This is a genomic window from Cutibacterium sp. LaCa_89, assembly GCF_058177555.1.
Genome location: NZ_CP190889.1, coordinates 120,395 through 143,605, shown reverse-complemented (window position 1 = coordinate 143,605; position 23,211 = coordinate 120,395). Strand labels below are relative to the sequence as shown.

Annotated in this window: 18 protein-coding genes, 1 tRNA gene, 1 pseudogene and 1 riboswitch; of the genes and pseudogenes, 4 read left to right on the top strand and 16 right to left on the bottom strand. The window is 65.6% G+C overall.

Annotated features, from left to right (window positions below; all coding sequences use genetic code 11):
• Positions 1–21: 21 nt before the first annotated feature.
• From ACP8LP_RS00595 to ACP8LP_RS00575, 5 genes are all read right to left on the bottom strand, one after another.
• Entirely contained in the window at positions 22–1,347 is a 1,326-nt protein-coding gene (locus ACP8LP_RS00595) for a hypothetical protein (RefSeq protein WP_138237441.1), read from the bottom strand.
• Complete coding sequence (locus ACP8LP_RS00590) at positions 1,335–2,522, bottom strand: mannosyltransferase family protein (protein WP_484483199.1); 1,188 nt, start codon at positions 2,520–2,522, stop codon at positions 1,335–1,337. Before ACP8LP_RS00590 ends, ACP8LP_RS00595 begins: the two co-directional genes overlap by 13 nt.
• Positions 2,519–3,898 carry a hypothetical protein gene (locus tag ACP8LP_RS00585; RefSeq protein WP_484483345.1) on the bottom strand — a complete coding sequence of 460 codons (1,380 nt, stop codon included), beginning with the start codon at positions 3,896–3,898 and terminating at the stop codon, positions 2,519–2,521. The genes ACP8LP_RS00590 and ACP8LP_RS00585 overlap by 4 nt, the downstream gene beginning before the upstream one ends.
• A gap of 171 nt (positions 3,899–4,069) precedes the next feature.
• Positions 4,070–6,433, bottom strand: coding sequence for a transglycosylase domain-containing protein (locus ACP8LP_RS00580; RefSeq protein WP_484483198.1), 2,364 nt, complete (start codon positions 6,431–6,433; stop codon positions 4,070–4,072).
• On the bottom strand, positions 6,426–6,845 hold the full coding sequence (locus ACP8LP_RS00575) for a DUF5318 family protein (RefSeq protein ID WP_036975662.1): 420 nt from the start codon (positions 6,843–6,845) through the stop codon (positions 6,426–6,428). The genes ACP8LP_RS00580 and ACP8LP_RS00575 overlap by 8 nt, the downstream gene beginning before the upstream one ends.
• 203 nt (positions 6,846–7,048) lie before the next feature.
• Here ACP8LP_RS00575 and ACP8LP_RS00570 point away from each other — a divergent pair, with 203 nt between their 5' ends.
• The 4 genes from ACP8LP_RS00570 to ACP8LP_RS00555 all read left to right on the top strand — a co-directional run bounded on the left by ACP8LP_RS00570 (position 7,049) and on the right by ACP8LP_RS00555 (position 10,573).
• Positions 7,049–8,323, top strand: coding sequence for a M16 family metallopeptidase (locus ACP8LP_RS00570; RefSeq protein WP_484483197.1), 1,275 nt, complete (start codon positions 7,049–7,051; stop codon positions 8,321–8,323).
• 107 nt (positions 8,324–8,430) lie between these two features.
• A complete protein-coding gene (locus tag ACP8LP_RS00565; RefSeq protein WP_484483344.1) occupies positions 8,431–9,681 on the top strand; it encodes a M16 family metallopeptidase in 1,251 nt (416 codons plus the stop codon).
• A 149-nt stretch (positions 9,682–9,830) separates the two neighbouring features.
• Positions 9,831–9,903, top strand: a tRNA-Ala gene (locus ACP8LP_RS00560).
• A 175-nt stretch (positions 9,904–10,078) separates the two neighbouring features.
• The gene (locus ACP8LP_RS00555; protein WP_138237422.1) at positions 10,079–10,573 is read left to right on the top strand and encodes a hypothetical protein; all 495 of its coding nucleotides are present in this window, start codon (positions 10,079–10,081) and stop codon (positions 10,571–10,573) included.
• A 111-nt stretch (positions 10,574–10,684) separates the two neighbouring features.
• Here ACP8LP_RS00555 and ACP8LP_RS00550 read toward each other — a convergent pair whose 3' ends face one another.
• The 11 genes and pseudogenes from ACP8LP_RS00550 to ACP8LP_RS00500 form a co-directional block, all read right to left on the bottom strand.
• A complete protein-coding gene (locus ACP8LP_RS00550) occupies positions 10,685–11,374 on the bottom strand; it encodes a response regulator transcription factor (protein ID WP_004810245.1) in 690 nt (229 codons plus the stop codon).
• The gene (locus tag ACP8LP_RS00545) at positions 11,371–13,902 is read right to left on the bottom strand and encodes a sensor histidine kinase (protein WP_484483196.1); all 2,532 of its coding nucleotides are present in this window, start codon (positions 13,900–13,902) and stop codon (positions 11,371–11,373) included. The genes ACP8LP_RS00550 and ACP8LP_RS00545 overlap by 4 nt, the downstream gene beginning before the upstream one ends.
• 42 nt (positions 13,903–13,944) lie before the next feature.
• Positions 13,945–14,550 (bottom strand): potassium-transporting ATPase subunit KdpC, encoded by a 606-nt coding sequence (kdpC, locus tag ACP8LP_RS00540; protein ID WP_004810243.1) that lies wholly within the window; start codon positions 14,548–14,550, stop codon positions 13,945–13,947.
• Between the two features lie 12 nt (positions 14,551–14,562).
• The gene (kdpB, locus tag ACP8LP_RS00535) at positions 14,563–16,677 is read right to left on the bottom strand and encodes a potassium-transporting ATPase subunit KdpB (RefSeq protein ID WP_004810242.1); all 2,115 of its coding nucleotides are present in this window, start codon (positions 16,675–16,677) and stop codon (positions 14,563–14,565) included.
• A gap of 2 nt (positions 16,678–16,679) precedes the next feature.
• A complete protein-coding gene (gene kdpA, locus ACP8LP_RS00530; RefSeq protein WP_004810241.1) occupies positions 16,680–18,353 on the bottom strand; it encodes a potassium-transporting ATPase subunit KdpA in 1,674 nt (557 codons plus the stop codon).
• On the bottom strand, positions 18,353–18,442 hold the full coding sequence (kdpF, locus tag ACP8LP_RS00525) for a K(+)-transporting ATPase subunit F (protein WP_015583464.1): 90 nt from the start codon (positions 18,440–18,442) through the stop codon (positions 18,353–18,355). Before kdpF ends, kdpA begins: the two co-directional genes overlap by 1 nt.
• Positions 18,439–18,631, bottom strand: a pseudogene (locus ACP8LP_RS00520) (hypothetical protein). The gene kdpF and the pseudogene ACP8LP_RS00520 overlap by 4 nt, the downstream one beginning before the upstream one ends.
• A 92-nt stretch (positions 18,632–18,723) precedes the next feature.
• Positions 18,724–19,377, bottom strand: coding sequence for a thiamine phosphate synthase (locus tag ACP8LP_RS00515; protein ID WP_004810240.1), 654 nt, complete (start codon positions 19,375–19,377; stop codon positions 18,724–18,726).
• Complete coding sequence (thiM, locus tag ACP8LP_RS00510; RefSeq protein WP_004810239.1) at positions 19,374–20,144, bottom strand: hydroxyethylthiazole kinase; 771 nt, start codon at positions 20,142–20,144, stop codon at positions 19,374–19,376. Before thiM ends, ACP8LP_RS00515 begins: the two co-directional genes overlap by 4 nt.
• Positions 20,141–21,496, bottom strand: a complete 1,356-nt coding sequence (locus tag ACP8LP_RS00505; protein WP_004810238.1) for an MFS transporter — start codon at positions 21,494–21,496, stop codon at positions 20,141–20,143. The genes thiM and ACP8LP_RS00505 overlap by 4 nt, the downstream gene beginning before the upstream one ends.
• 57 nt (positions 21,497–21,553) lie before the next feature.
• On the bottom strand, positions 21,554–23,134 hold the full coding sequence (locus ACP8LP_RS00500; protein ID WP_004810237.1) for a bifunctional hydroxymethylpyrimidine kinase/phosphomethylpyrimidine kinase: 1,581 nt from the start codon (positions 23,132–23,134) through the stop codon (positions 21,554–21,556).
• A riboswitch (TPP riboswitch) is annotated at positions 23,117–23,211 on the bottom strand. Its footprint overlaps the gene before it by 18 nt.

Below are 23,211 nucleotides of genomic sequence, written 5' to 3'. Positions count from 1 at the left end.
CCCGATGCCTGATTCACCAACTCATGATTCAACAGTGCCGGGGCTTTCCAGCGAGGCTGCCACCGGACCAACCCGTTCTCCATCACAGCCGTGAGAGGCCAGCACACAACCAGCAATGAGCCACCACCACGTCGACACGGCGAAGTTCTTCAGCAGGTAGGTGTCGAATACCCAGGCGGCCGTGGTGGCAGCCAGAACCATCGAGGTCACCGCCCAGGTGGAGCGACGACGCACGTCATGCCAGGCATTGGCCCACACCAGGACGACAGACGCACACAGCACCAGGAACATCAGGACGCCCAACTCCGTGAGCACCGCGACGAAGACCGAATGAGCAGAGTTGAGGGCAACCCCGAACGGAGTGCCGATGATGCCGGCTCCCGGGGCCGCAATGAACTTGTCCTCGATGGAATACCACGGAAAGACCCGACCGGATCCCACGCCGAGAAGCAGGTACGTCCAGGAGCTGGAGACCGCGTCCCATCCCACCGAAGCGGCATGAAGACGGGCCGGCGAGGTCCATGTGGCCAGACGTTGCAGAGCGGGTACACGGATAACGAGGGCGACCAGCATCACCGCTGCGGCAGCCGCAACACCCCCCGCGATGCGCGGATGGTGTCGTCCCCAGGCTGCCAGCGCCCAGGCGCCGAAGATGAACAGCACGATGAGGGCGGCGCGGGAACCGGTGGCGATCGTCATGCCGACGGCAAGACATCCCACCATGGCCAAGGCAAGTTGCCGCGGACGCGTGCGAGCCATCCGAGAAGCGTCGAAGAAGACACCGGCCGCCAGGAGGATCGCGACGTGGACAACCGCCGAGCCACCCATCGCGCTGGCAAGCCTGGGACTGCGGTGGATGGACGCCTGAACCGGCCAGTCCACGAGAGCGCCGAGAAGCACCGCAGCAGACCCCCCCAGGGTCGCCAGCCGACGAGCATGGCGAGACAGGACGAGTACCGTTGTCACCGCCGCCATCAAGGTGACCAGGGCTGTCACGGCTGGCATGACCTGGTGGATGCGTGGCACCGTCGTCCGCCACACGACAGCTTTCGGGGCCACCATCGCCGAGATCAGGGACCAGATCATGATGGTCGTGATCTCGGCGATGAAGATCCAGCCGGTTCGACTCATGGAATGACGTCGTCGCCATGCTGCTGGCGCCAGACACATCGTCACGACGGCGCATCCGACAAGCTGGATCGAGACGGTCCAAGGGGTCCACAGACCATGCCGGGTGTCGATGAGCTGCATCGCGAACAACGCGACCACGACGCCAATCACGACGATCTTCTCAAGGGTCGGGAGAGTCCAGACCTTGCGCGCGTATACGAGCCTCAACTGGCCCACCCCCCGGTGAAGAATCGCCAGCCCCACCACACCACGACGGCGAGATCGACGACAACGACAATGCCCATGATTCCGCGCCACAGCAACACCAGACCGGGCGGTTTGGACGGGCCACGAGTGAGCTCAGCCAGCGCGACGAAGAGCGGGAACCACAACAGAGTGGCACGGTTGACGCTCATGTACCAATAACCGATCGAGAAGGCCACGACTTGGATACCAACCCACGCTGCCGAGGCCCAACGGCGACGGATCAGGCAGTAGATGAAGACGAGGATACCCAGGACGACCGAGACCAGCTCGAGCCGAAACACGATCGCCACTCCGGCTGCCCCTGACCCGTAGGTGGCTTCCCAGGTCTCGGGGCGGGTCGCGGGCAAGGTGTGTCGCAGTGTCTCGACCGGGGTAGTGAAACCGCGTCCCCAACCCTTGGTCTGCGCCTGGGACCAGGCCGTCCACGACCCTGTCAGCCGATGCAGCCACACCGCGAAAGCCACGAGGACAGCGGCTGGCACCAGCAGGGTCGAAAGCCGATTGACGATCTCGGTATTACGGCGGCGTCGAGCGGCTTGGCTGGTGGGACGACGCTGGTCCCCGTCGCCAAGGACTGCCATCACAGCCAGGGCACCGACGAGGAAGAGCCCTGACACTCGGAAGGTGCATGCCAGTCCGGCAAGCAACGCGGCTGGCCACCATTTCCCGGCTCGGGCACGCTCCCAGGACCAGAATGCGGCGGCGCAGAACGGGGACTCGGTGTACCCGACGACGGTGAAGACCGCCGTCGGGGCGATCAGCCACAAACACGTCGGGACCGTGCCGCCGATACGGAACAGCGCCCAGGCCGCCAAGGCCGACCCGACCAGGCCGAGCAGAACTCCGGTGACCTCCATCGGTAGACCGATGAGGCTGCCAACCTTGAGCAGTGCCGGAAGGCCAGGAAAGAAGGCCATTTCCAGGGCATCGGCGTACCCATTGCGGGCGATAGACATGAAGTGCTGGACGTCCCAGTTACCCGTCACCTGGGAGAAGGTGCGGTGGTACCCGGTCATGCCGACCACGGCGACGATGAACAGGATCGTTCGACTCCCCAACCATGTCTGGGCCACCAGGCGTCCGTCATCGGCGGGAGTGAATGACGTCGCGACTCGCGTCGACCTCATTGCTCCGGTGCGCGTCACCGGGCAGCCTCCGCGGCGGGTTCACCTTCGGACGCTGGGTCTGGTGCGTGGTCGAGCACCCCACCGGTGGGATCGTCGGCATACCCCACCCTGACGACGTCATTCCACGGCCGTCGGATGTCGTCGACAACTCCCCACGCGAACCAGATCTCACAGGCCAGGCGCAGCACGATGGAGGCCCAGTAGACGATGTCGGCATCGGACCCGCCCGGCAGAGACAGCCCGCCGAGATGGGCCCAGACGGCCAAGGAGTAAAAGCACTCCCCCACCATGAGGACGGCCCAGTCGCGGAAATCGGGACGGGCCAGGGCAGCCAACGGAACGAGCAGCAGCACCCATTGCGGCGAGTACACCTTGTTGGTGATGAAGAGGATCAACAGGGCCATGCAAGCGACCTGTGCGATCCGCGGACGCCTCGGGACCGTCATCGACAGCCATGCCAGACCGAGCAGGCCGCCAACCGTCAAGGCGCCGGTGATCCAGCCGATCCCAGGGATCGTGCCGCCCGAGGAGTCCTGGATGACGTACCACATCGTGCCCAGACCAGTGCCTGACCAGAAGGCCGAACGCAGGTAGGTCCACCAGGTCGTCAGACTGAGGCAGCACGCGATGACATGACAGGCCACCAACACAAGGAACCCGGACAGCAAGTATCGTCCCAGCTCCGGAAGCCGCGTGGCGCGCAGACAACACACCAGGACGGCGAAGGCCACCACGGCGGCCTGCAGGCTTCCCGCGCAGGCCAGACCGATGAGGATCCCGGCCAACCATGGACGGCGACGGGACCAGGCCAGCATCGACGTGGTGGCCAGGGCGACCGGGACCATGGAGAAGTCGATGAGACCGGCCAGGTAGACCGCTGGGCACAGCACCACCCAGAAGACGTCCCAGGAACGGCGTCGGGCCTGGGTGGGACGGCCCTCCTCGTCGACGGGAAGGTCGGTGTCCGAACTGCGCCCCAGCAGCATGACCGAGATGACGACGGCCAGGAAAGCCACGAAGAGCACAACCTGGGCGACTCCCCAATAGGCGTTGGCTGCGTCGAGAACCTGCTGGTCAGTGGCCTTCGGGGAGACTTCCGCACCGAAGACCCACACCACACGGCGACAGAAGGCCATGAGAACAGTCACGAGAGGGGTCTGGGCGACGTCGGGGTTCGAGAAGAGTGATCCGCCGTGGCCCATTCCCGAGGACCGATAGATCGTCGGAATGTCCGAGTAGCACTGCCGCTGGTACGGATCGACGGTCTTGGATGCGACATGCTGCACGCACGGAGTGACGCGGTAGATCGTGAGCAACCACACCACGATCGCGCTCATAACAGCCCACGGACCTGGGTCGAAGAAAATGCCGCGTGGCCAGGCATGACGCCCCATACGCCCACCAATACGGCGATCCAGCCCCAGCTGAGATACGCGGGATCGCCTCGGGACATCAAGGACACGGCGACCTGCGTAACCCATGGATCCGCCGTTCGGGCGTGCGACCGCATGACTGTTGGCCGCCACGGCGTCGTCGTTCTGATCGGGGATGGTCACGTGGTCAGGCTACCCATTGTGGCCCGGACCACCCGGTTGGAGTCCGCCGCGCGTCGTCTCTCCCGAAGTGGGATGGCTGGTGTGCGTCGGTCTGGCGGTGTGTGTCGGTCTAGGGATATGGGTCGGGCGCCGGGTGTGGGTCGGGCGCCGGGTGTGGGTCGGCTCAGTCCTCGTCATCGTCGAAGACGGCTTGGGAGGCTCCTGGCTGGCCGTCGGCGACGGCTTGGAACTCGGGGTCGTCGACGCCGTGGGGACCGGCGCCGACGACTCAACCGGCGACTCAGGATCGTTCGAGTCCAAATTGTCGGAGGTGTCCCGAGAATCCTCTTCAACTGGCACTTCCGGACGTTTGGTCTCGCCGTAGTGCTTGCCGGACAGATTCACCCAATCGGGGTCGGCGAATGACTTGTGAGGCATTCCCTTCATCGCCGTCGCCATGTAGTCCACCCAGGTCTGAGCCGGATACCCGCCGCCGTAGAAGCTCGACGCCCCCTCCCTGGCGTAGCGGTTGAGGTCCTCGTTGCCGCTGTCACCTGCGACGAACATGACGGCCGTCGAGATCTGCTTGGTGTAGGCGACGAACCAGGCAGCCGTCACCTCATCGCCGACGCCGGAGGTACCCGTCTTTGCAGCGACGTGATGGTCGAAGTCGGCCACGATTCGACCGGTGCCTTCCTCGACCACAGACTGCAGGGCATAGCTGACATCGTGGCTGATGTCAGCCTCGATGGCCTGCTCAGACGGCGATGGGGCGTGGTAGACGACCTTGCCTGACTGGTCGACGACCTTGCCAACGACGTGAGGGGTGGCCTTCTTACCGTCATTCGCGATCGTTGCGTAGCCGCCGGCCTGGGCCAGTGGGCTCACCTCGGCGGTGCCCAGGGCGATGCGGTTGTTGAGGTCCCATCCGGTGCCCTTGGGAACCCCGGCGGCATTGGCGGCCTGGACAACGTCCTTCGGGCCGTCCTTCATCCGCGAGACCATGTCGACGAAGGCGGTGTTGATCGACTTCGCAATGGCTCGCCGCATACTGACGGTGCCGTAGTTCCGGTTGTTCTCGTTGCGGACCTCCGTCGCGTCGCCATCGGGAGTGAAGGCGTCGCCTTCCAACCGGGAGCGCAGGCTGAAACCGTGCCGCATCCCAGCCACAGCCGCATAGGTCTTGAAGGTCGACGCCGCCGGACGTGGAGTGCGAGCCCAGTTACGAGTGTTGGAGATGTAGTCGTCACCACCGTAAATGGCCAACACACCACCGGTCTTGACGTCAACCGAGGCGAGAGCCGGATGAAGATTCTCCGCCCCCTTGGAGCCTGCGTTGCGGCCTGCGATCCTCTTGTACTTCTGGCCGGCGGCAACCGCTGCCTTCTGGTCGTTGCGATCGAGGGTGGTCGTCACCTTGAGCCCGCCACCCTTGATCTGCTGGTCTGAGAATCCCCTCGCGATGAGCTCGTCATGGACCATCTTCATAAGGTATCCGTCGGTTCCAGCCCACCGGTTGTAGTCGGGGACCTTCGGGAACTTCGGCAGCTGCCGATACGCCTCGTCATGCTGGGCCTGGGTGATGTTTCCGGCCTCGAGCATGCCGTCGAGGACGTAGCGGTAACGCTGCAGCAACCTCTCCCGGGCGGCCACTCCGCCTTTGGGGTCGAAGTTGGCAGGGCTGTTGAGGACCGCCGCCAGCACTGCCGACTGGGACAAGGTGAGCTTGGAGGCGTCGGTGTAGAAGAACGCCTTCGCGGCAGCCTGGACCCCGTAAGCTCCACGACCGAAGTAAATAGTGTTGAGGTAGCCGGCGAGAATGTCCTGTTTGGACACCTCCTTGCCCATCTTCACCGCGAGGAGGAGCTCCTTAAACTTGCGGCTCATGGTGCGTTCCTGGGACAGGTACAACACCTTGATGTACTGCTGGGTGATCGTCGAGCCCCCTTGCATTTCACCACCATGAGCAATAGCCCACGCGGCGCGAACCATGCCCTTGACCGAGATGCCAGGATCCGTCCAGAAGGTGCGGTTCTCGGCTGAAACGACAGCGTTGCGCAGGTCCTCGGGCATCGTTTTGTAAGGAATCGACTGACGGTTCTGCACCGAGAAGGATCCGAGTCGGCTGCCGTCGCGGTAATAGATGAACGAGGTGTTCGTCTGGAAGTCATGGTTGGGGTCGGGCAGCTCGGTGCGTTCATAGGCGACGAAGACACCAATGACAGCGATGATCGCCAGCGACAGGATCGTCACCAGCAGGCCCCACAGGAACTTCTTCAGCTTGGTGTGGCGTCCGTGTTTCGGTCTGGCCGCGGGGCGCGCCGACCGGGCGCCACCGCTCGATGCATGGGTGGCCCGGTGTGCTGGGTGCTTGGCAGGTTTGTGATCAGCCATAGATGTCCTCCACGGTCGGCTGATGGCGAGGTGGGCGACGACGTCGACCATCCCCCAGGACGTAGTCGACGAGGATGTGGTTCCACAAGCAGTCAGGACAGACCTCGACCTCATACACGTGGAACTCACCGAACTGGTGCTCCATCTCCTCCAGTTCGTCAACGGTGCGGATGCGTCCCGAGTACTGGCCCAGCTGGTGGCCGAAGACATGGCGCAGCAGGACCAGCCGCGGCGACTCGCAGACCGGACAGTCGTGGTCGAGGGGCTCGCCGTGGTGCATGGCGGCACGCACCAACATGGGGTCGGCGTCGCATGCCGTGGGGGCGTTGAGGTCAACCTGGGGGCTGAGCAACGCCTCCAAGGTGTGACGGCGTTGCAGGGCGTGGGACACCACGTTTCGCTGCGTCTGCATATCCTCCAGGGTACGGCGTGATAAGGACGAATCGGCGCAGGTGGTGTTCCGCAACGGGTTGTGGGAGAGATTTTGAGGGTCCTTCTGCCCGCCTGTGGTGATCGGGTTGATGATCGTGGGCAGTGCTACGGAGGGTGGTGGTACCGAGCCCCAGAAACCACTTCGCCACCACGAGCCGACCCACGGCGTCATCGGCTGCCCCTATGCTCGAACCCATGTCAGAAGGCCTCCAGCTACACCGCACGACCCTCGACAACGGGATGCGCGTGGTCGTCAATCCAGACGCCACCTCCCCCGGTGTCGCCGTCAACATCTGGTACCAGGTGGGATCGGCCGACGAGGAGGTCGGCCGTTTCGGGTTCGCCCACCTCTTCGAGCACCTGATGTTCTCGGGCACCACGAGCGGCATCGCGTCGAGCGAACACCTGGCCACCGTCGAGTCGGTGGGAGGGTCGGCCAATGCGTCCACCAGCTTCGACCGCACCAACTACTACGAGACGGTTCCCGCCGGGGCGTTGGAGCTGGCGTTGTGGTTGGAGGCCGAGCGGTTGGCCCATCTGGCCGTCACCGAGGAGAACCTCGCCACCCAGCGGGAGGTCGTCAAGGAGGAGAAGCGGCAGCGCTACGACAACACCCCCTATGGTGACCTGCTCGATCTACTCCTGGACGGACGGTTCGGGGAGACGCATCCGTACGGGCATCCGACCATCGGTTCGGTGCCCGATCTCGACGCCGCCTGCCTCGACGACGTGACGGCCTTCCACTCCACCTGGTATCGACCCGACAACGCTGTTCTCGTCATCTCCGGGTGTGTCGAGGCTGACGAAGGTCTCGTTCTTGCCGAGAAGTACCTGGGAGCGGCGCCCACTGCCACCGGAGACCTCCCGACGCGCATCCAGGGACCAGTTCGCCACGACAACCCGCGGGTGGTCGTCGAGCGCCCGGTGCCCCGGACCGCGGTGACCCGATCCTGGGCCACCCCGCCCATCACCGATCCTGACAACCTCGCCGTGACGATGGCCATCGATGCCATCGGATCCGGGATGAGTTCGCGCCTCATCCGCACCCTCGAGCGGGAGCATCACCTGGTCGACGGCATCGCGATGAACGACTTCGGGCTGTCCCGGGGTTCCTCGGCAGCCTTGGTGTCGGCCCACCTCAAGCCGGGAGTCTCCGAGGAGGAGCTGACCGGAGCCGTTGACGAGATCATTGCCGAGTTTGCTGCCAGCGGGCCGCGAGAGGCCGAACTGGAGCGGGCCCGGGCGCAGGTGGAACGGGACTGGTTGGAATCCTTGGCCGTCGTCGACGAACGGGCCGACCTGCTCAATATGCACGAGACCCTGTTGGGCGACGCCAACCTCGTTAACACGCACCTCGACCGGGTGCGTGCGATCACCGCCGACCAGGTCACCGAGGCCGCGAATCGGTGGCTCTCCCCTGAGCAAGCATCGACCGTCGTCCACAAGGAGGTGGCGTGATGAAGACCCTCAATGATCGTCCACACGTGCAGCCCGGCTCGCCGTGGTCCTTCCCGACGTGCATCGTGGAGAACTTGTCCACCGGACTGACGGTGGTGCGCGTACCGATGCCCGGTCAGCACATCATCACCATGGAAATCGGGTTGGACGCACCCTTGGGTGCCGAGCCCGCCGGTCTCGAGGGGCTGGCCGGACTCGTCGTCCGCACCGCCGACGAGTCGACCGCACCTCACCCCGACGCCGCTTTCGCCGAGGCGATGGAGTCGATCGGGGCCAGCTATGACGGGTCGGCCGGGTTGGCCGGCAGCCACGTCGGTGTCGACGTACCCGTGACAAGGTTCGACGCCGCAGCCGAGCTCTTCGTCGAGTTGTTGCGGACCACCAGTCTGGCCCAGACCGACATCTCCCGTCAGATCGACATGGCACGAGCCTCCCTGGCCCAGACCAGCCAGCGTGGATCGGCCTTGTCCGGGCTCGCAGCCGCCCGTACCCTCTGGCCGGAAGGGTCACGATCGGCCCTGCCCACCATTGGCACCCTGACATCGGTGGAGAAGCTCGATGCCGAGGCTGCCCGGGAGTTCTGGGCAGCGCATTGGACCCTCAGCGACGCCGTGCTGGTGGTGGCCGGTGAAGGGGTCGAGGACCTTGATCTGTCGGTGTTCGAGCGGTGGATGGCCACCGGGTCAGCGGCGGAGGTCGTTCCGGCCACACCTCGGGTCGGTGGGCCACGAGTGATCCTCGTCGACCGTCCCGACGCCGTGCAGGCCGATGTGCGGATCCAGCAGGCCACGGTGGGGAGGGCCCACCCTGGATGGGCAGCCCTCAAGGTGGCGTGCGGTGCCCTGGGCGGAACCTTCGGGTCACGGCTCAACCAAGTGCTGCGCGAGGACAAGGGATGGTCCTATGGGGTCGGGATGTCGGCCCGTCCGCTGCCTGACGGCGGGGTCACGACAGTCGCTGGGTCCTTCCGGACCGAGGTCGGGGCCGACGCCGTCGCCGAGGCGTTGAGCATTCTCACGTCCGCGGAGGACCTGCGTAATGACGAGGTTGATTCCGCCCGTGACCATTTGGTGGGGATTGCTCCACTGCAGTACGACACCGCCGGTTCGGTGGCCCATCAGGTGGCTGCTCTGGTGCGGGCGGGTCTGGCGCCGACCTGGGTCGACGATCACCTGGCTGCAGTGGCCTCGGTGAGGGTGGATGGTCAGGAATGGTCAGCCAACACTGCGTGGCGCCAACTTCTCAACCCCGACGACTGGCGGATCGGGATCTGTGGTCGAGCCGAGGACCTGGCTCCGGCGTTGGCCAAGCGTGGGTTGGAGCCAGTCGTCGTCAACCCCACCGAGGTGCTGTCATAGGCGGCTTGTTCTACACGGAACTGCCAGAAAACCGGGATGGTGACGTCATCATCGGGTTTTCAAGCAACTTTTTGGCAGCTCCGTGTAGCAACGCGCCCGTACTCGACTCGCCGAAAGGGGCTGAGTTCCCCTAGACTGTTCGGGTCCACGGGGCATTGGCGCAGTTGGTAGCGCGACTGCTTTGCAAGCAGTAGGTCAGGGGTTCGAATCCCCTATGCTCCACGTAAGAAAAGAAAATCGAAACCTGCCCCGCCTGATGGCGGGGCAGGTTTGTTTCTGCGGTGACTTCGGCCGGGGCGTCGGTGAGACTGACGAGCCTTACCGTGATCTTGGTCGAGACTGTCCGGCGGTCTCTCGTCCCGCCACTGTGCCGGGGCTCTGAAGAGGTGCACACGGAGTGAGCACTTGGATGTTGACGTCGATTTGGTGTCAGCATCCAACCTGCTTTACGCCACCAGCGTTAACGAGGGATCTGTGTGCCCGCGCAACGACGATCGTAGTCGGGGACATCTCCTCGAACGTCACCAAGGCCAACCACTCCACGGATGGCTACCGTGACCAGTACTGGGATGCTGTGGGCTTCAGCCAAACCCCGAGCGGGATCGTGAGCACACAGCATGGCAGTACGACAACCGAGCAGACCGGTGCGGGTACGCTTGCGTCCCCGCTGCAACGGAGCGGTGCCAACCACCCCAGCGCCGATGGGCCGTGGGTAGACACCTTCACCTTCGGCAGCGTGTCCTCCAGTGGACTGACGATGGAATACACGAACCGCTTCCTCAAGGAAGTCTCGCTCGGCGGCGGCACCTACGTTGGTAAACCAGGCGAGCCGCTCTTCGGCTGGCAGGCCATCAACATTCAGTCGATCTCGTTCACAAGCAACTGCGCATGATCGAAACAGAGATGATGGTCAGCTCTGTTCAGGGCTGACCATCATCGTTCCACGACCGGCACGCTGAATCTCCGTCAGCGATGGTCGGAGGACCCCGGCCAAGTCCGAGGATCAGTCGTGCGGATCAAGCACCAATCGATACCCCATCCCCGCATCGGTGATGAGATACCGAGGATTACTCGGCTCGGGCTCCAACTTCTTGCGCAACTGGGAGATGTACAACCGCAAATACCCCGTGTCGGTGACATGCTCCGACCCCCACACCTGGCTCAGCATCGTCTGTCGAGTCACCAACCGACCCTCGTTGTGGATCAACAGCTCGAGCACCCGCCACTCCGTCGGCGTCAACCGGACATTGGCCCCGTCACGAGTGACGGTGTGCGACGTCAGATCAACCCGCACCGACCCGAAAGCGATAACCGGCTCGGAATCCCCCTCGTCCTGGCCAATCCTCCTCGTCAGGACCCGAATCCGCGCCAACAACTCATCCATCGAGAAGGGCTTGGTGACGTAATCCTCAGCCCCGGCGTCGAGGGCCTCCACCTTCTCCGCCGACCCCGACCGTCCCGAAATGACCAGGATCGGCGCCTGGGACCACCCCCGCACCGCCTCGATGACCTGCACCCCGTCCAGACGCGGCATGCCGAGATCCAGCAGGATGATGTCGGGCTTGTGATCGACAGCCATCTCGAGGGCGTGCTGACCATCGCGGGCCAGCAGGATCTCGTATCCGCGCGCCCCCAGGGTGATCCGCAGCGCCCGCAGGATCTGCGGGTCGTCGTCAGCAATGAGAATCTTCATCGAGCACTCCCCTCCTCAATGTCATCGTGATCCACATCATCGTGGCCAGCCGCCGCATGGCCCACCCTCGGCAGGCTGATGACCATCGTCAGGCCACCACCAGGAGTGTCCTCCAACGCGAGGGTGCCATCCATCCCCTCGACGAAACCCTTCGAGAGGGCCAGCCCCAGTCCCAGCCCGACGGTCGAGTCGGCGTCCCCCAACCGTTGGAAGGGCACCATGACGTCATCGCGACGATCCTCCGGAATCCCCGGACCATGATCGATCACGCGGATCTCCACCCGGTCGGCGAAACTGCTTGTCGCGAGCCGAACCCGGCCACCTGCTGGCTCATATCTCAGCGCATTCGACAACAGGTTGACGACCACCCGCTGCAATAGGGCCGGATCGGCGACCATCTCGGGCACGTCGGCTCCCAGATCGATCTCGACATCCGCCGGCCCCAGGGACAACTCATCCAAGGCCGGCATGATGACCTCGGCCGGGTCGACCGGCATCACCGAGACCCCGAGCACGCCGGACTGCAGCCGGGAGACGTCGAGCAGGTCGGTGACGAGGTTGGCCAGTTTCCCCAGGGCGTCATCGGCGGTCTCCAACAGGTCATCACGATCCTGGTCGGACAGACCGGCTCCCTCGCTGCGCAGACCTGAAACGGCAGCGGTCGCGGCCGCAAGGGGCCGACGAAGGTCGTGTCCCACCGCCGACAACAAGGCCGTTCGCACTCGGTCCGTGGCGGCCAGTGGCTCCACCGCCTTGGCCGTTTCCTCCAGTTGCCGCTGGTCCAGGGCCGTCCCCAACTGGGTGGTGATCACCGACAGCAGGCGACGCTCGGAGGCGTCCGGCTCAGGCCCGTGGAACTCGACCACCGAATGATCGTCGATGTGCTGCTCGGTGACTTCATCGCTGGTCGTACCCGAGCTTGCCACGACGCGTCCGTCGGTCAGCACCCGGGCCCCCGACAGCCCGAAGGCCTCGGTCGCCTTGGACAACAACGACTCGACGGCGTCCTCACCGTGCAGCACCGATCCGGCCACCGACTCCAGCAGCCCTGACTCGGCGGCCGCGCGACGTGCCACCCGGGTCTTGCGGGCAGCGCGGTCGACGACGAAGCTCACCAGGGCGGCCGTGAGCAGGTACAGCAGCAGAGCCACCATGTGCAGCGGCTCGTTGACGGTGACGGTGTAGAAGGGCTTGGTGAAGTAGTAGTCCAGGGCAATACCCGAGGCCAGAGCCGCGACGAAGGACGGCAGGGCACCGCCGACCAGGGCCACCACGACAGCCAGAAACTCATAGGTCAGCACATCCGTCGTCAGGGCCTCGGGGCTGCGCGTCGACACCAGCAACCAGGTCAACAGTGGCCCGAAGACCGCCAGCACGACGAAACCGGCGATGCGGCGACGAGTCGACAAGGACCCACCCATCCGTGGCAGCCGGATTCCCTTGGCCTGGGCACCATGACTGACGATGTGGACGTCAATGGCACCCGAAGCCCGAATGATGTCGGACTCGACGTCATGACCCGTCAGCAACCGCGACAACTTCCCACGCCGACTCGCCCCGATGACGAGCTGGGTGGCGTTGACCGACTTCGCGAACTCGATGAGAGTCTCCGGGATGTCGTCGCCGACGAGCTGGTGGAAGGACCCTCCCAACTGGTCCACCAATCCACGCTGACGAGCCAGTTCACCCGGGTGCGGGGAGCGCAGACCGTCCTCGGTGGTGACGTGGACGGCCAACAGTTCACCGCCCCCGGCTCGAGCGGCGATACGGGCACCGCGACGCAACAGGGTCTCCCCCTCGCGTCCACCGGTGAGGGCGACGACCACCCGCTCGCGGGCCTCCCAGTGGGAGTCGATCCCGTGCTCACTGCGGTAATCGGCCAGGGCGTGGTCTACCTCGTCAGCAACCCAGAGCAGGGCCAGCTCGCGCAGGGCGGTGAGGTTGCCCAGTCGGAAGTAGTTGGACAGGGCGGCGTCGATCCGCTCTGCCGGGTACACCTTGCCGCCCGAGAGCCGATCGCGCAGGGCCTGCGGGGCGAGATCGATAACCTCCACCTGGTTGGCCTTGCGCAGCACGGTGTCCGGGATGGTCTCGCGCTGCGGCACCCCGGTGATCTGTTCGACGACGTCATTGAGCGACTCGATGTGCTGGATGTTGACCGTCGAGATGACATCAATCCCGGCGTCCAGCAGTTCCTCGACATCCTGCCAGCGCTTTTCGTGACGCGACCCGGGCGCGTTGGTGTGGGCCAGCTCGTCGACCAGGGCGACGTCGGGATCGCAGGCGAGTACCCCGTCGAGGTCCATCTCGGACAGCTCGATGCCGCGATGTTCGACGAGGTGGCGGGGGACGATCTCCAGCCCCTCAGTCATGGCCGCGGTGGCTGCCCGGCCGTGGGTCTCGACGACGGCGATGACGACGTCGGACCCACTCTTGCTCAGGTGCTTGCCCTCATCGAGCATGGCGTAGGTCTTGCCGACGCCCGGTGCCGCGCCGAGCAGCACCCGCAATCGTCCCCGAGCAGCCACCTCGTCCTCCTTCAGGCCATGATCACGAACTGATCACGTCAGTCAGTGCTGACGATCCAGTTCGGCATTGAGGGTCACGACATTGACCCTAGTCGCACCGAGGAATCCGAGCTGGCGTCCGTCAGTGTTGTTGGCGACAATCTCACGGACGACACTGGGATCGAGGTGACGGGCCTTGGCGACCCGGCTGACCTGGATCTCGGCGTAGGCGGGGCTGATGTGCGGGTCCAGACCAGAGGACGACGCCGTCAGGGCATCGGCCGGAACCCTACCGGCATCCACCCCGTTGAAGGTCGCCACCTGGCTGCGACGCTCCTTGATGGTCTTGGCCAGGTCCGGGTTCTCAGGCCCCATGTTGGAACCACCCGAGGAAGACCCGTCGTAACCGTTGTCACCGGCGGCCGACGGGCGCGGCTGGAAGTACTCCGGCAGCGGCTTGCCGTCCTTGTCGGTAAAGGACTGACCGATGAGGGTCGAGCCGACCACCTTGCCGTTGACCTCCAGCTGGGAGCCATTGGCCTGCCGATGAAGGACGAGCTGTCCCAGCCCGGTCATGACGCCGGTGTACACGACGCCGACGATGACGGTGAACAACAGGATCGAGCGCAGCCCGACGAGGAGGGTACGAGTCCTGGAGGAAATGATCATGATGGGCTCCGATCAGAAACCGGGAATGAGACGGACGAGCAGGTCGATCAGCCAGATGCCGATGAATGGCGCGACAACTCCGCCCAGGCCATAGATGCGCAGATTCCGGGCGAGAATCTTCGACGCCCCGGCAGGCTTGTAGGACACTCCCTTGAGAGCCAGCGGCACCAGGATGACGATGATGATCGCGTTGAAGATGATCGCCGAGAGCACCGCAGACGCCGGGGAGTGCAGGCCCATGATGTTGAGGGCCGACAGGCCCGGGTAGGTCGCCATGAAAATCGCGGGGATGATCGCGAAGTACTTGGCGATGTCGTTGGCGATGGAGAAGGTCGTCAGGGCGCCGCGCGTGATGAGCAACTGCTTGCCGATCCCGACGATGCTGATGAGCTTGGTCGGGTCGGAGTCGAGGTCGACCATGTTGCCGGCCTCCTTGGCGGCCGAGGTACCGGTGTTCATGGCGACACCCACGTCCGCCTGGGCCAGGGCCGGGGCGTCGTTGGTGCCGTCACCGGTCATTGCGACCATCCGGCCGCCCTCCTGCTCCTTGCGGATGTAGGCGAGCTTGTCCTCCGGGGTGGCCTCGGCCAGGAAGTCGTCGACCCCGGCCTCCTTGGCGATGGCGGCAGCCGTCAGCGGGTTGTCACCGGTCACCATGACGGTGCGGATGCCCATCCGACGCAACTCGGAAAACCGGTCGGTCAGGCCTTCCTTGACGATGTCCTTGAGATGGACGACGCCGAGGACCTTGCCGACATGGTCGGGGGTGCGCACTGCGACGACGAGCGGGGTGCCACCGGACTCGGAGACGGCGTCGACGCGACGATCCATGTGGGCGAGGGTGTCGATGTCCATGTCGATGTGGGACTCCGTCAGCCAGGCTCGCACGGCCGAACCGGCACCCTTGCGGATCTCGGTGCCGTCGGGCAGGTCGATGCCGGACATCCTGGTCTGAGCGGTGAAGGGGACAACCTCCCCCTGGTCACCCCAGGCATCGGCGTCGAATCCCTGCTCGCGAGCCAGGTCGACGATGGAGGTGCCCTCCGGGGTCGGGTCGGCCAGGGAGGACCGGGCGGACACGTCGCGGATCTCCTCCTCACTGACGCCGGGCATCGCGATGAACTCGCTGGCTCGACGGTTTCCGTAGGTGATGGTGCCGGTCTTGTCGAGCAGCAGGGTGGTGACGTCACCGGCGGCCTCGACGGCTCGGCCCGACATGGCCAGCACGTTGTGCTGCACCAGGCGGTCCATACCCGCGATACCGATGGCCGAGAGCAGGGCACCGATGGTGGTCGGGATGAGGCAGACCAACAGGGCGACGAGAACCGTGATGCCCACCGGCCTGGCGGCCAGGGAGGCGATCGGGTTCAGGGTCAGGGCGACGATGACGAAGACGATCGACAGGCTCGCCAGCAGGATGTTGAGGGCGATCTCGTTGGGGGTCTTCTGGCGTCCGGATCCCTCCACCAGTGCGATCATGCGGTCGACGAAGGACTGGCCGGGCTTCGAGGTGATCTTGACGACGATGCGGTCGGAGAGCACCTTCGTGCCACCGGTGACGGCGGAACGGTCGCCGCCGGACTCACGTACCACGGGGGCGGACTCACCGGTGATGGCCGACTCGTCGACCGAGGCGATGCCCCAGATGATGTCCCCGTCTCCGGGGATCGTCTGGCCTGCCGTCACGACGACGACGTCGCCGTACTTGAGGTCCGAGGAGACGATCTCGGTGGTCGTGGTGTGCTCGGCCGAGGGATCGTTCTTCTCGTCCCAACCATCGACGCGCAGCGCGTTGGTGGCGGTGCGGGTCTTCCTCAGGGTCTCGGCCTGGGCCTTGCCGCGGCCCTCGGCGATGGATTCGGCAAGGTTGGCGAAGACCACGGTGAGCCACAGCCAGACCGCGATGACCGCGGAGAATCCGGTCGGCACACGGCCGTCGGTGATGTGGGTGAACGGCTCCATGACGGCGACGATCGTCGTCAGGGCCGCGCCGACCCACACCAGGAACATGACCGGGTTGCGCCACTGGGCACGCGGGTCGAGCTTGCGGAAGGCACCGGGCAGGGCCTGGCGGACCTGGGCCCCGGTGAGGCCGCGGGAACGCGAATTCGAGGTGATGACGGTCATGATCAGATCAGTCCTTCGGCCAGCGGTCCCAGTGTGAGGACCGGGAAGAAGACGAGCGCCGTGACGAGGATCGCCGTGAAGACGACGAGGGTGATGAACAGGGCGTTGTGGGTGGGAAGGGTGCCTGCGGTGACCGGGACAGGCTCGCGTTCGGCAAGGGCTCCGGCGAGGGCGAGGGCGAGGATGATCGGCAGGAAGCGACCGAGCAGCATGGCGACGCCAATCGCCGCGCACAGCCAGTTCGTCGAGGCATCCAGACCGGCGAAGGCGGAACCGTTGTTGTTGGCACCCGAGGTGAAGGCGTAGACGAGCTCGCTCAGTCCGTGCTCACCCGGGTTCGAGATCGAGGTGTTGACGACACCATCCCGAATACCGGGGATGGCCAGGCTGAGGGCCACCCCGCACAGCACCAGGGCCGGCATGACGAGGATGTACAGGGCCGACAACTTCATCTCTCGCGGGCCGATCTTCTTGCCGAGGTACTCGGGGGTACGACCGACGAGGAGTCCAGCGATGAACACCGCGATGACGGCGATGACGAGCATGCCGTACAGGCCAGATCCGACGCCGCCAGGGCTGATCTCACCCAGCATCATGTTCAGCATGGTGAACATGCCACCGATGGCGGTGTAGGAGTCGTGCATCGAGTTGACGGCGCCGGTGGAGGTCATCGTCGTCGCGTTGGCGAAGAGGACCGACTGGATCAGGCCGAAGCGCTGCTCCTTGCCCTCCATCGCGGCGCCGGCGAGGCGCCCGGCGGTGCCGTGTCCGGAGAACTCGGCAGCAGCCATCGCGAAGAGGTTGATGAGGAACAGCACGATCATTGAGATGAGGATGGCGCGGCCCTGACGCACGTCCTTGACCATCTTTCCGAAGGTGCGCGGCAGCGAGAATGGGATGAGCAGGATGAGGAAGATCTCCAGCATGTTCGTCCACGGCTGGGGGTTCTCGAAGGGGTGGGATGAGTTGCCGTTGAAGAAGCCGCCACCGTTGGTGCCGAGCTCCTTGATGACCTCCTGGGAGGCGACAGGCCCGCCCGGGATGATCTGGTCCCCACCAGCGATGCCGGTGACGTGCATGAAGCCGATGAAGTTCTGCGCAGCCCCACCGACGATGAGCAGGAAGGCTCCCACAGCGGCGATCGGCATGAGGATGCGAAGGGTGGTGCGGGTGAGATCGACCCAGAAGTTGCCGATGGTGTGCTCACCACGTCCGACGAATCCACGCACCAGGGCGATCGCGACCGCGATGCCGGTGGCTGCGGAGACAAAGTTCTGCACGCACAGGCCGGCGAGCTGGACGAAGTGCCCCAGGGTCGCCTCCGGGGAGTAGGCCTGCCAGTTGGTGTTGGTGACGAAGGAGACCGCGGTGTTGAAGGCCACGGCTGGGTTCACCGACCCCTTGTCCATGGACCAGGGCAGCCACGACTGCAGACGCTGGAGGGCGTAGAGGAGGACGACACCGCAGAAGCTGAAGGCCAGCACCGAGCGGGCGTAGGACTTCCACGTCTGTCCGGCACGGGGGTCGACGCCCATGATGCGGTAGCAGAAGGCCTCGACCTTGGTGTCCTTGTCAGAGGTGAAGACACGGGCCATGTAGGAGCCCAGGTGATGCTGGGCGATCCCGAGCGCGAGGGCGAGAAGAGCAAGGCTCGCCAAGAAGTAGAACCACGTCATCAGAAACGCTCCGGACGGATGAGGGCGATCACGAGGTACACGACAGCGGCAATGCCGAGAATGGCCGCGACGATGTTGAGGACGGTCACAGCGCGTCGACCCCCTTCACGCACAGGGCGAGTAGGAGGAAGAGGACGACGACACCGAGCAGCCAGATAACGTCCAGCATGACAAGGCTCCTTGACGATGACCCGGGGTTTCCGGAGTGCCGGTTTTGGCACCAGGAACCATCGAAATCGTGTCGTAAGCGGGTTGTCGCGCTCCCCTACGGATCCCATACGGGGGTGAGCGGGATCCTAACGATTTGCTAACAGGCGAGTCCCGAACGGTTCAGAAAGTGTGACGTGCGTCACCGTTCGGCTCAGGGGAATCAGCCCTCCCGGCCACGATCGAAGGCCGCGATGGCCTGCGCGACCACCGCGGCGGGATCGTCAGCGGCCATCACGGCGCGCACCATGGCAACCCCTGCGATGCCGGTTGTCGCCAGCGCAGCCACGTCGTCAACCTGGACGTCCCCGATGGCGACGACGGGCCGAGAGCTCGCCTGCACCAGGGCCGGGTACCCCTCCACCCCCAGCGGTGGGCGTCCGGAGTCCTTCGTCGGGGTGGGTCGGAAAGGCCCGGCACCCAGGTAGTCCAGGGCGTCCGCGAGGGGCTCGGCCGACCTCACCAGGTCCAGGGTTCCGGTGGTGTAACCCACGATGGCGTCGGGCCCGAGCATGGCCCTGGCGTCACGTACCGGAAGGTCCTCGACCCCCAGATGCACCCCGTGGACGTTACCGCGGGCGCGCATCGCCGCCCAGGCGACGTCGGCTCGATCATCGACGACAACCCGCGTCTCCGGGTTCGCACGACGCACCGCCTCGCCGACCTGGAGAACCAGCGACAAGAGGTCTCGGGTCGCCAGGGTCTTGGCTCTCACCTGGACGATGCCGGCGCCTGCCCCAGCAGCCAACGCAGCCGTCTCGACGGTGTGACGGTCGGTTCCCGAGGTCACCAGGTAACAGCGCAGGTCCAGGGTCATCTCGTCTCCTCCACTCCGGTTCTCGCGACCTCGTCGAGGGCGTCGAGCAGTTGCACACGAAAAGTACCGGGTCCGCCGGCACGGGCCGCCGCGACCTCACCGGCGACGTCGAACCAGGTCACGGCCGTCACGGCGGCCTGCACCGGATCATCGGTGGCCACCAGGCACCCCGCGGTCAACGCGCCCAGTAGGCAGCCGGTCCCGGTCACCCGGGCCATGAACGGATGGCCTCTGGAGATCTTCTCGGCCACCCCATCGGTGGTGACGACGACATCCGTCGGCCCCGACACCACGACGACTCCCCCGGTCCGTCGCGCCACCTCGACAGCTGCGTCGACGGCGTGCTCGGGGGCATCCGCCGAGTCGGCTCCGCGTCCCCCTCGTCCTCCCACGAGGGCGAGGATCTCGGAGGCATTCCCCTTGACGACGTCAGGTCCCTCGTCCAGGAAGTCGCGAGCCATCCGGGTACGCACCGGCGCCAGCCCGATCGCCGTCGGGTCGAGGACCCACGGGACGCCGTCAGGACGAGCGGCGACGGTGGCGGGGATGCCGACCATGCCATCGGTCGACAGGGTGCCCAGGTTGACCGACAGGGCGTCGGCGGCCGTGACGACGACCGGGGCCTCCTCGAGGGTCTCCGTCATCATCGGACGCAACCCCGCCGCCAACAGGCCATCGGCCACCAAGGACATACTCACCGTCGCGGTGAGGCAGTGAACCATGGGCGGATTGCGTCGAGCAGCCGCCACCACCTCGTCAATCGTCATGCCACCCTCGCCACCTCGTCGATGTCAGCGTCGATGTCAGCCCCCGACAGCCGCGGGCCGAGGACGGCACCGAGCACTACCAGCAAACCACCGAGGACGACGAGCACGAGCACTGCCCCGAGATGCCCGAACACGCCCTCCAGCCCCGGCAGGTAGAACGGGTACAGCGCCGGCAGGATGAGGGACAGGCTGTACCCCATGCCGTAGCCGGTGGAGCGCACCTCGGTGGGGAACCTCTCAGACAGGTAGGCCGAGATGGGACCGTAGGCCGACACCGTCGCCACCTGGAGGGCGACGGCGAAGACGGCTGCCCTGCCTGCTGATGCGGAACTGATCGCTCCCCACCACAGCAGCGGGCCGAGCACCGCGGCACTGATTCCCCAGCACACCAGCAGACGGCGTCGTCCCACCCTCGTGGACCAGTGCCCGGCCAGCGCCATGAAGATCGCCTGACCAACGGAGGCGACTCCCATCACCCAGGAGGTCGCCGTAGCCGTCAGCCCGGCGTCGGTGCGCAGTCGCGCGGTGAGGATCAGCACGGTGGTGTCGGTGAGCAGCCACAGCCCCGTCATGAGGGTGAAGACCTGCCAGAAGGCCGGCGCCCACGCCCCGGCGATGACCTCACGCACACCGGGAGTCGGGGTCTTCCAGGCATCCCTGGAATCATGGGTGCGGTGGAGGAGAGGAGCGTCGCAGACCCGCCGGGAATAATAGATGATCATCCCGATGCTCATCGCAGCACCGATGACGAAGAGGATGCGCCATCCCCATGCGGCGTAGCGGTCCGGCCCGAGAGCGGCCAGCATGACGGCGACGGCGAAGGCGATTGACGCCTGGGCCCAGGGAGCCATCGACAGGATGACCCCGGACGCCAAGCCGCGTTTCTTGGGAGATGACCATTCCATCGCCAGCGGGATGGCGGCGGAGTACTCACCGGCGACGAAGATCCCGCCCAGGAATCGCAGCAGCAGGATGAGCCCGATCGTCCACGGCCCGATGAGCTGGTGGGTGGGCATGACGGCGATGAGCCCGGCGCAGGTCGCGGTGCCGGCAATGGCCAGGCGGGTGGTACGGGTGCGTCCCAGCCGGTCGGAGATCCGTCCGAAGATCATCCCGCCGAGGGGACGTCCCAGCAGCATGGCGATGACGACGAGGGCGCCGACGGAGGCGCTGGCCGAGGGGCCGGCGAGCACCACCATCGCGGGGGCGAGGGCCGTCAGGGGTAGGAAGACGTGAATGTTGTCAATCCAGTTGCCGACGACGCCGGCCCGCAGAGCGGCCCGTCCTTCGGGTGGCATCGTCCCCTTCGACGAGGTGTTCGGAACGGTGGGCAGTGATGTTGCCGTGGTCATGAGGGCAAGTCCTTGAACAAGTGTGGATGGTGCGGTCTGGAGCGGGGCGATGGCGGCTCAGACACGCATCGCCTGGTCGAAGAACTCCAACTCATGACGACAGGCCGTCAGATAGGCATGGGCAGCACGTGCCCGAGCAGTCGGACCAGCTTGTTCGAAGGCCTTCTCCACGACGACGAGGGTGTGCGAGGTAGCCTCGACAAACCCCGGGGCCCGGTAGGTGTCGAGCCACAACGCATAGGGATGGCCTTCCGGAACCTGCGGCAACCCGGCTCCCACCTGGGCATACAGCCAGAAGCAGGGCAGGACGGACGCCACCCCGACGACGTAGTCGTCACCCAGAGTGTGTGCCAGCAGGAAATTCGTGTACGCCGTCGTCACCGGGCCGGCCGGAGCCTGATCGCGTCCCTCCAACCAGGTGCGGTGCAGGGCAGCCTCCTCGACGATGCAGGTCTCGGACGACTGCGCCCACCACGCCGCGTCCTGCGGGTCGACGGCGCGAGCAGCCAGAGCGGCCAGGGCTCGTGAATAGCAGGCCAGATATCGGGCGTCCTGACCGAGGTAGAAGTTGAAGGCGTGACCCGTTAAGGTGCCATCGACGAGGGCAGCGACGAAGTCCGATCCCTGGATCTGACGGGCCAGATCCGCGCTGGCCTGCCACAGGGCCGTCGTCCACGGACCAACCGGGTCCACCGCAGCAGTGGGTGCTGACCCCGCCGAACCGACGAGGGCCTTGGGAGACTCCAGCGGCTCGATCGGCCCGAACCAAGCCACCGCCGAGGCATCGGCGGACAGCCGTCGTGCCCGGTGGGAGTGGTCGACCGGACCGTGTCCCCGGCCAACCTTCAGCTCTGACCCGTGCAGAATCGCCTCGTGCAACCAGTCGGTGACCCATCCCAGGGCCTCGCCGGGAGCATCCCCTGCACCCAGCCGGGTCGCCAGAGCCGAGGAGAGCGAGCATCCGGTGCCGTGGGTGTTCGTCGTCTCCACCCGGGTGCTCTGCGCGGTGTACGTCGTCCCTTCCGAGCCCACCCAGATGTTGTCGACACGCCGGGAGTCGAGATGGCCGGTCTTGACGACGACGGCGACCCCGGTCTCCTTGGCCCAGCCGCGCGCCTGTTCCAGGGCTTCCTCGGCGCCCTTCGCCGGTCCGGTCTCGCACAGCACTGCGAGCTCGGGAATGTTCGGGGTGACGACGGTTGCCCGGCGACAGAACTCGCGCATGGCAGCCTCGGCGTCAGGGGCGAGGAGCCGGTCTCCGCTGGTGGCGACCATGACCGGATCGACGACGACAACGGGCGGGCGGTGCTCGTCGAGGAATCTGGCGACCGTGTCGATGATCTCGACCGTTCCGAGCATGCCGGTCTTGACGGCGTCGATCGCCACGTCATCGCTGACTGCCGCCAACTGCTGCCTCAGGAACTCGGTGGGTGGGGTGTGGATCGCGCGCACCCCTTGAGTGTTCTGGGCAACCAGGGCGGTGACGACGGCCATCGCGTACCCACCGGCCGCGGTGATGGACTTGGTGTCGGCAGCAGTGCCGGCACCCCCGGAGGGATCCGTTCCCGCGATGGAGAGGACGCGCGGGACTGAGCCCTGCGACGGGTTTCTGGGGGTGGAAGAAGCCATCTCGGACATCCCTTCGCCAGTACGAACTAGATCAGGTTCCACGGGTGTGATCTCAGCGCCGATACGGCGCACCCCGTGTCCAGCGA